The organism is Pseudomonas sp. EA_65y_Pfl2_P78 (genome assembly GCF_963970495.1).
In the GTDB taxonomy this organism is placed as follows: Bacteria; Pseudomonadota; Gammaproteobacteria; order Pseudomonadales; family Pseudomonadaceae; genus Aquipseudomonas; species Aquipseudomonas baetica_A.
In genome coordinates this window covers 45225-57772 of the sequence record NZ_CAXAON010000034.1, presented here as the reverse complement: position 1 = coordinate 57772, position 12548 = coordinate 45225, and the positions used below count along the sequence as shown (strand labels likewise).

Sequence of the window (12548 nt, the reverse complement as noted above, 5' to 3'; positions counted from 1 at the left end):
CCTTGTCGTAGACCTTGGTGATCACAACTGGCTTGTGAACGCGCTGACCGGTTGGCTGACCGGATTGCGGGTCACGCGGGATGATCACGTCGTGGCTGAACGCCTGAACCATGACCTGGTCTTCGTGGCCTTCTTGATAGGTGTTGCCAACGGAGTCGGCAGTGAAGGCGCCGGCAGTGATCAGGCCTTGTTTTTCGCCGGTAACCGACATGTACGCTGGTGTTGCCATGGGTGTGTGCTCCTTGCTGAAAATTAAGAATGCCCGGAGGCTAAATCGCCCGGTGGGTGGCTGACTGCCATCAAAGAGCGTGCCAGGTTTTGTTAAGTGCCCGGGAGCCGGGGGTTAAGCTGCACCTGATCGGGTTTTTGACTGTTTTTCGTGCGGATTTGAGGTCTGAAGTGCGCAACTTCTTGCGCAGTACTGCGCAACTTCTTGCGCACTCGTCTGTACAGAACGGATTACGTGGGCTGTAGAGATGTGTCCACACGGTTATCCACATTTGAGTGCGCAAGAAGTTGCGCACTTCAATCATTCTGGATTTTCCGCTCAGTTGTCTCCCCCGCAGGAGTCACACCTCCTACTTACGACCATCGGCCTCGTTTTTGTCTCCGATGTGCGCATCCCTTGAGAAACGTCAACAACACCGCGATTCGGATGGGTTAACGTAGCCAGACTCTCGCCGACTTGAGGATTGCACATGCTTGCCAACCGCCCTGAAGTGGATGTCGCGATTATCGGCGGAGGCCAGTCCGCACTTGCCGTCGCTTACTTTCTGCGCCGAACCGGACGTTCCTTTGTCATCATCGACGCTGAAGACGCGCCGGGCGGCGCCTGGCGGCATGGCTGGGACTCGTTACGACTGTTTTCACCCTCGACCTGGAGTTCCATCGCTGGCTGGATGATGCCGCCGGTCACGGACGGTTATCCGAGCCGCGACCACGTACTGGATTATCTGCGCCAGTATGAGCAACGCTACCAATTCCCTACCGAACGCCCCTTTTGGGTAAACGCCGTTGAGCGCTGGGCCGATCGCCTCCACGTAAAGGCCCAGGGCCGCAGTTGGCTGGCGCGCGCGGTCGTCAGCGCAACGGGCACCTGGCGTCATCCCTACGTGCCACATTACCCCGGCAGTGAGACCTTTACCGGCCAACAACTGCATTCGGCTCACTACGTTGACGCCAAGCCATTTGCCGGAAAAAAAGTTCTGGTGGTGGGTGGTGGCAACTCCGGCGCACAGATCCTCGCGGAAGTGTCCCTGGTGGCCGACACCATATGGATCACCCAGCAGCCCCCGCAATTTCTGGCTGATGACGTCGATGGACGGGTGCTGTTCGAGCGCGCCACAGAACGCTGGAAAGCCCAACTCGCGGGCATCGTCGTGGAGCAACCGGTGGGTGGCTTGGGTGACATTGTGATGGTGCCGCCAGTCGTCGAAGCCCGGGAGCGCGGCGTACTGCACGCGGTTCGACCTTTCCTGGGCTTCACCGAAACCGGCGTGACGTGGGCTGATGGCTCGCAAACACCGGTCGATGCGGTGATCTGGTGCACCGGTTTCCGCCCTGCCCTCGGCTATCTGGAGTCACTGGGCGTCTGTACCGCCGACGGGCGTGTGGCCGTCGAAGGCACGCGTTCGATCCAGGAGCCGCGCTTGTGGTTGGTGGGTTACGGAGACTGGACAGGCGCCGCATCCGCGACACTGATCGGTGTCACCCGTACGGCGCGCAGTACCGTTGAGGAGATTGAGGGATTTTTAATGGAGCAGTGAATCGCCCCGCTTACGACGCGAGGCGTTGTCATTGCAGCCAGACACCCGCCCACATCGCCAGCGTCAACCCTGCCTGGCCGGGAATCACATACGCGGCGAACCGTCGGCCGCCACTGACCCACGCCACCACACACTTGCTCACCGAGTTGCTACTGACAGCGATCAGCGCAGGGCCAGCAATGGCCTCAAGCGGCAACTGGCCGGATTCGGCCAACGCGGCGATTGATGCCGTTGAAGCGTGTGCGTCAGCGAAACCGGTAAACGTGGCCGTCAACATCACACCCACCTCACCAAAGAGGTTGAGCATGACCGACGACAACAAGGTGATGCCCGTCAGGGCCAACGTCACGACCAAGGCCAGCTTGAGGTTAAACGCACCTCCAACCTTGATCGGTTGGTTGGCGCGGGCGTCAGGCCTGGGAAACATCAGGCACACGCCGTACAACGCTGTGGCGGCGAAACCGCCTAACAGCGGCGCCCACATGTGACGTAGCAGAGCGGTGTCGACCGCCGCCAGGATCAAGCCAACCTGAACGACAGTGGCCAGATTGGACAGTATCGCGGCCGCCGCCAGGACTTTGATGTTTTGCGGCTCCTTGGTGACCAGGTGTCCCATGGAGGCGATGGTCACGGTGCTGGAAGCAAATCCGGAGGCGATGGCACTGACCGCGTAGCCGTAATGGGTGCCCAGGTTACGCACGGCTATATGACCCAAGGCCCCGACCGCCATCAGCATCACGGTCAGGGTACAAATGGTGCGCAGATTGATCGCGCCGTAGGGGCCGATGAAACGGTCCGGAGCCAAAGGCAGAACCACCAGTGCGACGACCAAAAGCACCAGACCATCGCGCATTTCTGCTTCGGTCAACTGGCTGTTGGCGAAGTAATGCAATTTCTGGCGGTACGTCAGCAGCCCCGCGATCACCACGCCTATGGCAATGGCCAGTTCCGGCGCGGTGCCACACAAGGCCCCCAATATCAACACCGCGAGCAACGCCACTTCACTGGTCACGCCCGGGTCGTCGCTCAGGCTGCGCCAGTACGCCACGGTGATCAGCAGAGCTAAACAGATCGCCACGATCCCTAGCAGCAGACCACCACCGACCTGCATCGCCACGTACCCCAGCAACGCCGTAATGGCGAACGTGCGCAAGCCGGCGAAGGCTCGGCTGGCCCCTTCGCCCTTGTGCCGTTCGCGCTCCAGACCGACGAGCATGCCGATCCCCAGCGCTGCCGCCGCACCGGTCATGCCAAGGGTTTCATTCATAGCGTCCCCGTCCGAGTGAGTATTGAGCCCTTTCAATCCGGTAGCACACCCCCGCGCGTCGTTTCGTTGCAGGGTGCAGCATTTCGCAGCGAACTATCGAGGGAATATGCCCATGTGCATTCGCCTGAGTTCAGCATGGACCCAAGACTGCGCCAGTGCGAAGGACGAAAGGTTGATGACGGTCAACCGTTGGAGGATGTCGATCTCTGACTATCGCTGGCGACATTGCCGATCCTCAAACCGCCGGCGCCCAACACGACGTTCTACAAGGTATAGGCGATCCCGACTTGCACCGTTCGTGGCGCCCCCGGATAGGCGTAGACGTTGCCGAACGCGCCCTCTTCGTAATCGCGGTCAAACAGGTTCTTCACGTCGAGGTTGAGCCGCACCTTGTCATTGACTTTGTAGTAGCCGAGCAAATCGACAACGGTGTAGCTGTCCATCGAGAAAGCGGTGTTGGCGGTTTGTCCGGCGCGCTCATCGACGTACTTGAGCCCCGTTCCCAGACCCAGCCCTTTGAGGGCACCGTCCTGGAATTCATAAACGTTGAGCAGGCTGAAGCTGTTTTTCGGGATGTTCACCAGTCGTGTACCGGAACGAATCACGTTGTCCTTGGTCACCTCGGCATCAACATAGGCATATCCGCCGATGACACGCCATTCGGGGGTCAGGTTGCCGGCGACGTTCACGTCCAGGCCACGGCTACGCACTTGGCCGGCGGCCACACTGAACGTCGAGTCCACAGGGTCGGTGGTCAACACGTTGCGTTTCTCGATCTGATAGATCGCCGCATCGACGCTCAACTGCTGCTCCAGTGCCTCCCACTTCAACCCGATTTCATAGGACTTGCCTTTCTCCGGCTCAAAGCCACCACCCTGTCGACTGGCGCCGGTGTTGGGTTTGAACGAGCGCGCAGTGTCCGCGTAGACCGCAACGGTGTCGGTCAGGTCGTAGGTCAAACCGATGCGCGGCGTCACCGCGTTATCACTGGCCTGCCAGCTTTTAGCGCCGGGCACATAGGTTTCGTAGTCGTGTTCGAAACGCTCGAAACGCGCCCCGGCCAGAACCTTGAGTCGTTCGGTCAGTGCCACTTGGTCCTGCACAAACGCGGCGTAGGTCTTGAGGTTTTCTTTGTCGTGGGTCGGGGTTCGGGTCAACGCCGGGCGTGGCTGGCCGTAGACAGGATTGAAGATGTCGATCGCATAGGCACCCACTGCGCCACTGGAGCGCTGGATGATCGAATTGTAGTCGTAGTCTTCGTATTCGATGCCGGTCAGCAACGTGTGCTGCAAACCACCGGTGGTGAAGTGGCCGGTCAGGTTGAGCTGGGTGTCCTTGTCTGTCCACTCCAGCTTGCGGTAGTTGAAATTGCGCCCCAGGGTTCGACCGTCAGCTGCAATGCCATTGGCCTCGATCGCATTGCCCTGCAACGTACCCTCCAGCCACTGGAAGCCCCCGCCCAACGTCCAGTCGTCGTTGAGAATGTGTTCGAAACGCAGTTGCGCCATGTTGTTATCGTTGTGCAACTTGCCGGCGTCTTTTTCGCCAAAGAACGTGTCGCGCGACGCGGTGCCGATTTGCCTGGCGTAGCGCGTTACGCCACGATCCAGCGGATGATTGTTGCGCATGAAATCGCCTTCGAAAATCACCCGCGTCGCATCGGTCGCCTGCCAGGTGAGAACCGGCGTCACACCATAGCGCTCGGTTTCAACGTGATCACGGAACGTATCGCCACCCTCGCCCACCACATTGAGCCGATAGGCCAGTCGCCCCTCTTCATCCAGCGGACCGGAAGCGTCCAGCGTGCCGCGCTTCATGCCTTGGTCATTCAACTGGCTACCCAATGTGACCGTGGGCTCGGCGAGCGGCTGCTTGGAAACGACATTGAACGTACCGCCAGGATCGCCTCGGCCATACAGCATGGTTGCCGGCCCGCGAAGAACCTCCAGACGCTCGATAATGTTGGCATCCGGCATGTTCGGATAACCGCGATTGATCGGGAAACCATTGCGATAGAACTCACCGGTGGTAAAACCGCGCACCGTAAACGTGGTCAGACCCTGGCCACCAAAATTGTTCGCCCGCCCTACGCCGCCGGCGTAATCCAATGCGTCTTGCAGACGGGTGGCGCCGATGTCTTCAACGGCGTCCTTCGACACCACGCTGATGGATTGCGGTATGTCATGAATCGAGGTGTCGGTACGCGTGGCACTGGCGGAACGCGTTGCGCGATAACCCTGTACCGGGCCGTCTGCCCGCTCGTAATCTGCCGTGCCAACCACGTCGGTTGCCTCCAGCTCAAGCGCTGAAGCGCCGGAATTGGCTTGCTCAGCCCAGGAATAAGGGGACAACGCCTGCAGCACACAGATGGAAAGCAGAGTTCGACGCATGAGGAAAACCTTACGGATAGGCAAAAACGAAGGGCAAAACGGCCAGCAAACCGCGACGCATGGTATACCGGAAATTCTGCAATTGAAACGTATTCCCATTCGCTTATGCGCGTAATTTCACCTCGCCAAAAGCACACAACGTTCTAACGTTCTTCGCCAGCATCCCTCAGGTTGCCGATGTCAACTACCGAGCAACTGCCTGGTGGTCGCCATCGAGGTGTTCAACGATTGCCCCGTCCGTTGCAGTTTGTTCAGCAAACTGGCCCCCAACCACAGTTGATACAGCGTTTCCGCCAACTGACGCGCATCGCCCTCAGGCAGGCTCTGTTCGGCCTGGCCCTGCTCGATGCACAGGGTAATGCGCGCCACCACTTGCTCGGCGCCATCACGCAGCGTCAGGCGCATCGACTCGGACAGATCGGCAACCTCCGCACTGAGTTTTACCACCAGACACTCGTCGCCGTGCCCTTCGAGGGTGCAGCGATTCTGCCAGCCCTGCCAGTAATCCATCAGCCGTTCATAGGCACTCAGGCCCGGCAGTGTCAGGCGCCGCTCCATATCGGCCAGGTAGCCGACAAAGTAGTCCTCAAGCAGCGCCTGGCCGTAGAGTTCCTTGGATTTGAAGTAGTGATAGAACGAGCCCTTGGGCACGCCTGCGGTTTGCAGGATTTCGTTGAGGCCAACGCTGGTGAAGCCCTTCTCGGCCATCATCCGGTGGCCGGTATCGAGCAAATGCTGGCGGGTGTCGTCGTAGGTCGGTTTCATGGGGCGCAAATTACCAAACAATAGACCAGTCGTATATTTCACGGAGGCGAGAGTTTGCCATACCCGAGCGATAAAAACCCATGGTAAAAAAAACACTAGACGACTGGTCTAATTGAAACCTATGCTGTGCCCCGACAAACATCAACGGGTGTCCACAACGTGCGAATCCGTCGCGCTTCGATAACACCTGATCAACGCAAGGGTGCTTTATGAAAATCCTGATGGTTCTGACTTCCCACGATCAACTTGGCACTACTGGTAAGAAGACCGGCTTCTGGCTCGAAGAGTTCGCCGCGCCCTACTACGCCTTCAAAGATGCCGGCGCTCAGATCACCGTGGTTTCACCCGCTGGCGGCCAGCCGCCGCTTGATCCGAAAAGTGATGAGCCTGATGCACAAACGGCTGAAACCGAGCGTTTTCGCAATGACCCGGCCACTCAACAGGTTCTGGCCAACACCGGGCGCCTGGCCGATGTCAGCGCTGATGATTTCGATGCCGTGTTCTACCCAGGTGGCCACGGCCCGCTCTGGGATCTGGCCGAAGACAAACACTCGATCGCGTTGATCGAAGCCTTCGACCGCAGCAACAAACCCCATGGTTTTGTCTGCCACGCACCTGGCGTGCTGCGTCACGTCGTTGCCGCGGATGGCAAACCGCTGATCCAGAATCGCGAAGTGACCGGTTTCACCAATTCCGAAGAAGCCGCGGTCGGCCTGACGGATGTGGTGCCGTTCTTGATCGAAGACGAGTTTCAGCGTCTGGGCGGGCGCTACACCAAAGCCGCCGACTGGCAGGTGTATGTGGTGGCTGATGGGCAACTGGTCACCGGGCAGAATCCGGCCAGCTCCGCTGCTGTGGCCGAGAAACTGCTGAAAATGCTCGGCTGATTCTTTTACAGATCCGAACACCGTGTGCGTGTTGCACGGTGTTTTTTTTCATTCACCCAATAGTCGACTGGTCTAATAAGCGATCGGATCGCACTCATTTATCAAGGTCACCTCCATGCACCACAGCAGTTTCTTCACGCCCGCCACACTGGGCCTTCACACCCTGAAAAACCGCATCGTCCTGCCACCGCTCACCCGCCAGCGCAGTACCCAACCGGGCAACGTAGCCAATGAATTGATGGCCGAGTATTACCAACAGCGTGCCGGGGCTGGTTTGCTCGTCACCGAAGGCACCCAGATCGAACCCCGTGGTCAGGGTTATGCCTGGACACCGGGTATCCATACCGCCGAGCAAATCGCCGGGTGGCGCAAAGTCACCGAAGCCGTGCATGCCCGTGACGGCGTGATTTTCGCCCAACTCTGGCACGTCGGTCGCGTTTCCCACATCGCGTTGCAGCCCAACGGTGATGCGCCGGTATCAGCCTCCGCCGTGGCCACTGACCGGGTCAGTGTGTTCATCGAAACCACGCCTGGCGCCGGCGAACTGGTGGCGCCGTCTACCCCGCGCGCCCTGACCACCGACGAAGTCCAGGAGCTCGTGCAGCTCTACATCCAGGCGGCGCGTAATGCGATGCAAGCCGGATTCGACGGTATCGAACTGCACTGCGCCAATGGTTATCTGGTCAACCAGTTCATCTCCGCCCATAGCAACCTGCGCACCGATCAGTACGGTGGTTCGCTGCACAACCGCCTGCGTTTTCTGCGTGAAGTGGTGTCCGGCGTCGCCGAGTGCATCGGCAAGGAAAAGGTTGGCGTGCGTTTCGCGCCATTGTTCACCACCACCGATGAAGCGCGGACTTACCTGGGCATGGTCGAGGAAGATCCACACACGACTTACATTGAGGCCATCAAGGTGCTGCAAGACGTGGGCATCGCTTATCTGTCCATCGCCGAAGCGGATTGGGACAATGCGCCAGCCATGCCAGAGACCTTTCGCCAGGCGGTGCGCGATACCTTCAGCGGCGCAATCATTTATGCCGGGCGTTACAACGCTGAGTCGGGTGCGAAATTGCTCGATTGCGGCCTGGCGGATTTTGTCGCCTTCGGCCGACCGTTCATGGCCAACCCGGACCTGCCTGCGCGAATCGCCAACGACTGGCCGTTGAATGCGTTGAACCCGGCCACGGTGTATGGCGGCAATGCCGAAGGGTATGTGGATTACCCGGCATACGTCGCCTGACGCAAGGATCTCGACAAAGTGCTCCCGCTCCTGCGGGAGTGCTGCGTTACGCCACCCAATCCGTCTCCCACCCTCAGAGGCGACTGGATGTAACGTCTTCCCATCTTCACAAAAAGAACGACGCTCCATTGTCAGCTCGATTTTTTCGGCCTATCTTTGTAAAAAACCTATACAAGGCACGCCACAATGTACAACTCAGAGCCGTGGCCATTAACGCTTTACTTTGACGGTGAATGCCCACTCTGTGCGCGAGAAATCAAGCTGTTGCGCCAACATGCGGTCGAAACACGACTGCGCTTCGTTGACCTTAGCCCTGAGGACTTCGATCCAGCCGCTCTGGGCTTCACGCTTACGCAAATGCAATCCTCACTGCATGCAAGATTCGACGATGGATGCTGGGTGAAAGGCCTCGACGCCACGCTATGGAGCTGGCGAGCCGCAGGGCTTGGGATCTGGGTTGCACCCCTGAGCTGGCGTTTGACCCGTCCTTTGTTTGCCATTGCATATCGCCTGTTCTGCCACTTGCGCCCTCACTTGGCGTGGCTGCCTCACCCTGACGGCAGCCGGCGTTGTCACGACGGCCACAGCAGTTGTCGCACTCTTATCCAGCCGCAACGCCGCGAGAAATCCGAATGACTCAATCATTAGCCAGTCACTACCGTGAAATTCTTCTCGGCGTCGGTGAAAACCCCGACCGCGAAGGACTTCGAGACACGCCCAAGCGCGCAGCCAAAGCCATGCAGTTCCTGTGCGACGGCTACACGATGAATCTCGAAGAAATCATCAATGGCGCGTTGTTCGAGTCACAGAACGATGAAATGGTCATCGTTCGCGACATTGAGCTCTACTCGTTGTGCGAACACCACATGCTGCCCTTCATCGGCAAGGCCCATGTGGCCTACATACCGACTGGCCGGGTCTTGGGGCTGTCGAAAGTGGCCCGAGTGGTCGACATGTTCGCGCGCCGCTTGCAGATCCAGGAAAACCTGACACGACAGATCGCCGACGCGATCCAGCAAATTACCGACGCGGCTGGTGTGGCCGTGGTCATTGAAGCCAGGCACATGTGCATGATGATGCGCGGTGTGGAAAAGCAGAATTCGGTCATGACGTCATCGGTCATGCTCGGTGCCTTTCGAAAGTCCTCCAGTACACGCCAGGAGTTCCTTCAACTGATCAGCCGATGACAGTGACTTTGTTGTCGGTTTGTCGAATCAAATGCGCCGACAAACCTGTACACGCATAGGTATCTGTACAAGCCTTTTCAAAGGGGTGTTCTCCACCTTCACCCGTGTCTTCAGGGAGTAAAGCAATGGCCCGTTTTTTGGTTGTACTGGCATTGGTGTTAAGCGTCACGAGCTGCGGCAGCGTCGATGTCGGTCGCTATGCCGACCAGCAACCGGCCCTGAACCTGGAGCATTTCTTCAGCAAACCTGTCAAAGCCTGGGGCATGTTTCAAAAGCGCTCAGGCGAGGTTGTCAAACGCTTTGAGGTCAATATCCAGAGTCATCGCCAGGGTCATGACCTGATTCTCGACGAGCGTTTCGTCTACAGCGATGGCACTCGCGAGCGGCGCGTCTGGACCCTGACGCCAGAAGGTGCAGGCCATTGGCGCGGTCGCGCTGGCGATGTCGTGGGCGAGGCCAAAGGTGAAGTGGCCGGCAACGCATTACGTTGGCGCTATGTCCTGAGCCTCCCGGTCGATGGCTCCGTTCATGAAGTGAACATGGACGACTGGATGTACCAGATGGACGAGGACACGCTGATCAATCGCACCCGCATGTCCAAGTTCGGTGTCGAGATCGGCCAGGTGACATTGTTCTTCCGCCGCCAGTCCGGGGGAGAAAATCAATGAGTGATTCGCTCACCATGACCTCCCTGGGCGACGGCTACCGCGCCCTGGTGATCGGCGCCAGCGGCGCACTCGGCACAGCCTTCTGTGAGTGGCTCAAACACGACCCACGGTGTGCAAGTGTGCGGGAACTGGGGCGCAAGACCGATCCCGCACTTGACCTGGAACAGCCGCAGACAATCGCCAGCGCCGCCGCCGAACTGGCCAAAGAAGCGCCGTACCAGTTGATCGTGCACGCTGCGGGCCTGCTACATCGCGACACCCTCAAACCGGAAAAAAGTTACAGCGCCATGGAAGACGCCGCGCTGCAGGCCGTGTTTCAAGTGAACACGCTGGGACCGGCGATGGTCTTGCGCCTTTCTTTGCCTACGACGGAGAACGCCTACCTTGGTAGGCAAGGAGTGATTCATGAATCTGCAAACCCTCACCGAGCACGCCGCCAACAGCGAAGTACGGGAACTGGAACTGCTGTCGCTCGAAGTTGGTTTCTATCTGGCACGCATCCGCATGGATCAAGGCCAATTCACCTTGCTGGACGATACCGCCAAACCCATGCGTCTACGTTCAATCACTCATCTGCGTGACTTGTTGCAAACCGTTCCGGCCTTTCCCTGCGTGTTGGTGCAGCAATGCGTGCACGACGAAATGTGCGGCCGGGACACAGGCCCTGTCGAGGAACTGCGCCTGCCTTTTTCGCTGACACCTCCTTTATGAACCGAACGCTGGTGGGCTGCCCCGAATGAACAAGGTCAATCGCCTGTGCCTGATCCTCGGCGATCAACTGTCGTTTGACCTGGCCTCATTGCAAGGGCTCGATCCCGAACGGGATGCGGTACTGATGGTCGAGGTGATGGAAGAAGCCAGCCATGTGCCTCATCATCCGCAGAAGATCGCGCTGATCTTCAGCGCCATGCGTCATTTCGCCCAGGCGCTGCAGGCCAGAGGCGTGCGTGTCGAGTACGTCACCCTTGATGCCCCGCACAACAGCGGATCGGTGCCGGGGGAATTACGCCGCTGGCAGGACCTGCTACAAGCGGACGAACTGCACGTCACCGAATGCGGCGACTGGCGCCTCGAACAGTCTCTCAAGGAATGCGGCTCAGCCATTGACTGGCATGCCGACACGCGTTTTCTGTGCAGTCGCGCTGAGTTCAGCGCGTGGGCGGCCGGCAAAAAACAGCTGCGCATGGAGTTTTTCTACCGCGAGATGCGCCGCAAGAGCGGTTTATTGATCAATGGCGACGGTACGCCGGTCGGTGGCGCGTGGAACTTTGACGCTGAAAACCGCAAAGCCTTGCCCAAAGGAGTGAAAGCGCCCTACCCGGCGCGGTTTTCCGGCGACGCCATCACTCGCGACGTGCTTGCACTGGTCAAAGAGCGCTTCAGCAGCCACTACGGCTCTCTGGACAATTTCAACTATCCGGTCACACATGCCGACGCCCAAGCCTTATGGGATTACTTTCTGGACTATGGTCTGGCCGGGTTCGGCGATTACCAGGATGCCATGGCCAGCGACGAACCCTTTGTGTTCCATGCGCGGATCAGCGCAGCGCTCAATATCGGTCTGTTGGATTTACGTCAACTGTGCAGCGACGTTGAGTCGGCTTACAGGTCTGGCCGCATCCCATTGAATGCAGCCGAGGGGTTCATTCGGCAATTGATCGGCTGGCGGGAATATGTGCGAGGGGTTTACTGGCTGAAGATGCCTGACTATGCCCAAGGTAATTCATTTGGTAACCACCGGGCCTTGCCGGCGTTCTACTGGACGGGCGAAACGCAGATGAACTGCATGCGCCAGGCAATCGGTCAAAGCCTCGAACATGCCTATGCCCACCACATCCAGAGGCTCATGGTCACGGGCAATTTTGCCTTGCTCACTGGCATCGCGCCGAGCCAGATCTGCGAGTGGTACCTGGCGATCTACATGGACGCGTTCGACTGGGTGGAACTGCCCAATACCCTGGGCATGGTCATGCACGCTGACGGTGGCTATCTCGGCTCCAAGCCTTACTGCGCGAGTGGCCAGTACATCAATCGAATGTCTGACTACTGTCGCGGTTGTGCCTACAAAGTCAGCGAAAGCACGGCTGACAACGCCTGCCCTTTCAATGCGCTGTACTGGCATTTCCTGATGCGCCACGGCGATCTTCTACGCGGTAATCAGCGCATGAGCATGATGTACAGAAACCTCGACCGCATGCCGCAAGACAAGCAACAAGCGCTTTGGCAGCGGGGGCAGAAACTGCTCGACACACTGGATCGTGGCGAGCCGCTATAAAACCCGGCGTCCTTCCCCGTGCGGGTGCAACTTAAACACCCGGTGACAGGTCAATGTGAGGATTCCCGGTGTACGTTTGAGCCGCGTTGAATGAACTCACACA

The 12548-nt window shown here is 58.8% G+C and carries 12 protein-coding genes and 1 pseudogene; 9 read left to right on the top strand and 4 right to left on the bottom strand.

What is annotated here, in order from left to right; all coding sequences use genetic code 11:
- The coding region (gene tssD, locus AACY02_RS22045) for a type VI secretion system tube protein TssD (RefSeq protein ID WP_339433767.1) at positions 1-229 on the bottom strand (229 nt) is incomplete at its 3' end.
- A 469-nt stretch (positions 230-698) separates the two neighbouring features.
- Between tssD and AACY02_RS22040 the strand changes: the two genes are divergently transcribed.
- Complete coding sequence (locus tag AACY02_RS22040; protein WP_339433766.1) at positions 699-1766, top strand: ArsO family NAD(P)H-dependent flavin-containing monooxygenase; 1068 nt, start codon at positions 699-701, stop codon at positions 1764-1766.
- Between the two features lie 28 nt (positions 1767-1794).
- Here the strand turns inward: AACY02_RS22040 and AACY02_RS22035 are convergent, their stop codons facing one another.
- The 3 genes from AACY02_RS22035 to AACY02_RS22025 all read right to left on the bottom strand — a co-directional run bounded on the left by AACY02_RS22035 (position 1795) and on the right by AACY02_RS22025 (position 6188).
- On the bottom strand, positions 1795-3033 hold the full coding sequence (locus tag AACY02_RS22035) for an MgtC/SapB family protein (protein ID WP_339433765.1): 1239 nt from the start codon (positions 3031-3033) through the stop codon (positions 1795-1797).
- Between the two features lie 263 nt (positions 3034-3296).
- On the bottom strand, positions 3297-5423 hold the full coding sequence (locus AACY02_RS22030) for a TonB-dependent siderophore receptor (RefSeq protein ID WP_339433764.1): 2127 nt from the start codon (positions 5421-5423) through the stop codon (positions 3297-3299).
- 180 nt (positions 5424-5603) lie between these two features.
- A complete protein-coding gene (locus tag AACY02_RS22025) occupies positions 5604-6188 on the bottom strand; it encodes a TetR/AcrR family transcriptional regulator (RefSeq protein WP_339433763.1) in 585 nt (194 codons plus the stop codon).
- Positions 6189-6397: 209 nt separating this feature from the next.
- On the opposite strand from AACY02_RS22025, the gene AACY02_RS22020 reads away from it, so the two are divergent.
- The 8 genes and pseudogenes from AACY02_RS22020 to AACY02_RS21985 all read left to right on the top strand — a co-directional run bounded on the left by AACY02_RS22020 (position 6398) and on the right by AACY02_RS21985 (position 12445).
- A complete protein-coding gene (locus AACY02_RS22020) occupies positions 6398-7075 on the top strand; it encodes a type 1 glutamine amidotransferase domain-containing protein (RefSeq protein WP_339433762.1) in 678 nt (225 codons plus the stop codon).
- A 115-nt stretch (positions 7076-7190) separates the two neighbouring features.
- Positions 7191-8315 carry an alkene reductase gene (locus AACY02_RS22015; protein ID WP_339433761.1) on the top strand — a complete coding sequence of 375 codons (1125 nt, stop codon included), beginning with the start codon at positions 7191-7193 and terminating at the stop codon, positions 8313-8315.
- A gap of 186 nt (positions 8316-8501) precedes the next feature.
- Complete coding sequence (locus AACY02_RS22010; protein WP_339433760.1) at positions 8502-8951, top strand: thiol-disulfide oxidoreductase DCC family protein; 450 nt, start codon at positions 8502-8504, stop codon at positions 8949-8951.
- The gene (gene folE, locus AACY02_RS22005; RefSeq protein WP_339433759.1) at positions 8948-9502 is read left to right on the top strand and encodes a GTP cyclohydrolase I FolE; all 555 of its coding nucleotides are present in this window, start codon (positions 8948-8950) and stop codon (positions 9500-9502) included. Before AACY02_RS22010 ends, folE begins: the two co-directional genes overlap by 4 nt.
- Before the next feature lie 125 nt (positions 9503-9627).
- Entirely contained in the window at positions 9628-10170 is a 543-nt protein-coding gene (locus tag AACY02_RS22000; protein WP_339433758.1) for a DUF3833 domain-containing protein, read from the top strand.
- Positions 10167-10535, top strand: a pseudogene (locus AACY02_RS21995) (short-chain dehydrogenase); the annotation flags it as partial. The gene AACY02_RS22000 and the pseudogene AACY02_RS21995, both read left to right, overlap by 4 nt.
- Before the next feature lie 40 nt (positions 10536-10575).
- Entirely contained in the window at positions 10576-10881 is a 306-nt protein-coding gene (locus AACY02_RS21990; protein WP_339433757.1) for a DUF6482 family protein, read from the top strand.
- Between the two features lie 25 nt (positions 10882-10906).
- Positions 10907-12445, top strand: a complete 1539-nt coding sequence (locus AACY02_RS21985; protein WP_339433756.1) for a cryptochrome/photolyase family protein — start codon at positions 10907-10909, stop codon at positions 12443-12445.
- The last annotated feature ends 103 nt before the right edge of the window (positions 12446-12548 follow it).

Coding starts and splice junctions, on each gene's coding strand:
- AACY02_RS22040 (WP_339433766.1), top strand. CDS start 699: ATGCTTGCCAACCGCCCTGAAGTGGATGTCGCGATTATCGGCGGAGGC.
- AACY02_RS22035 (WP_339433765.1), bottom strand. CDS start 3,033: ATGAATGAAACCCTTGGCATGACCGGTGCGGCGGCAGCGCTGGGGATC.
- AACY02_RS22030 (WP_339433764.1), bottom strand. CDS start 5,423: ATGCGTCGAACTCTGCTTTCCATCTGTGTGCTGCAGGCGTTGTCCCCT.
- AACY02_RS22025 (WP_339433763.1), bottom strand. CDS start 6,188: ATGAAACCGACCTACGACGACACCCGCCAGCATTTGCTCGATACCGGC.
- AACY02_RS22020 (WP_339433762.1), top strand. CDS start 6,398: ATGAAAATCCTGATGGTTCTGACTTCCCACGATCAACTTGGCACTACT.
- AACY02_RS22015 (WP_339433761.1), top strand. CDS start 7,191: ATGCACCACAGCAGTTTCTTCACGCCCGCCACACTGGGCCTTCACACC.
- AACY02_RS22010 (WP_339433760.1), top strand. CDS start 8,502: ATGTACAACTCAGAGCCGTGGCCATTAACGCTTTACTTTGACGGTGAA.
- folE (WP_339433759.1), top strand. CDS start 8,948: ATGACTCAATCATTAGCCAGTCACTACCGTGAAATTCTTCTCGGCGTC.
- AACY02_RS22000 (WP_339433758.1), top strand. CDS start 9,628: ATGGCCCGTTTTTTGGTTGTACTGGCATTGGTGTTAAGCGTCACGAGC.
- AACY02_RS21990 (WP_339433757.1), top strand. CDS start 10,576: ATGAATCTGCAAACCCTCACCGAGCACGCCGCCAACAGCGAAGTACGG.
- AACY02_RS21985 (WP_339433756.1), top strand. CDS start 10,907: ATGAACAAGGTCAATCGCCTGTGCCTGATCCTCGGCGATCAACTGTCG.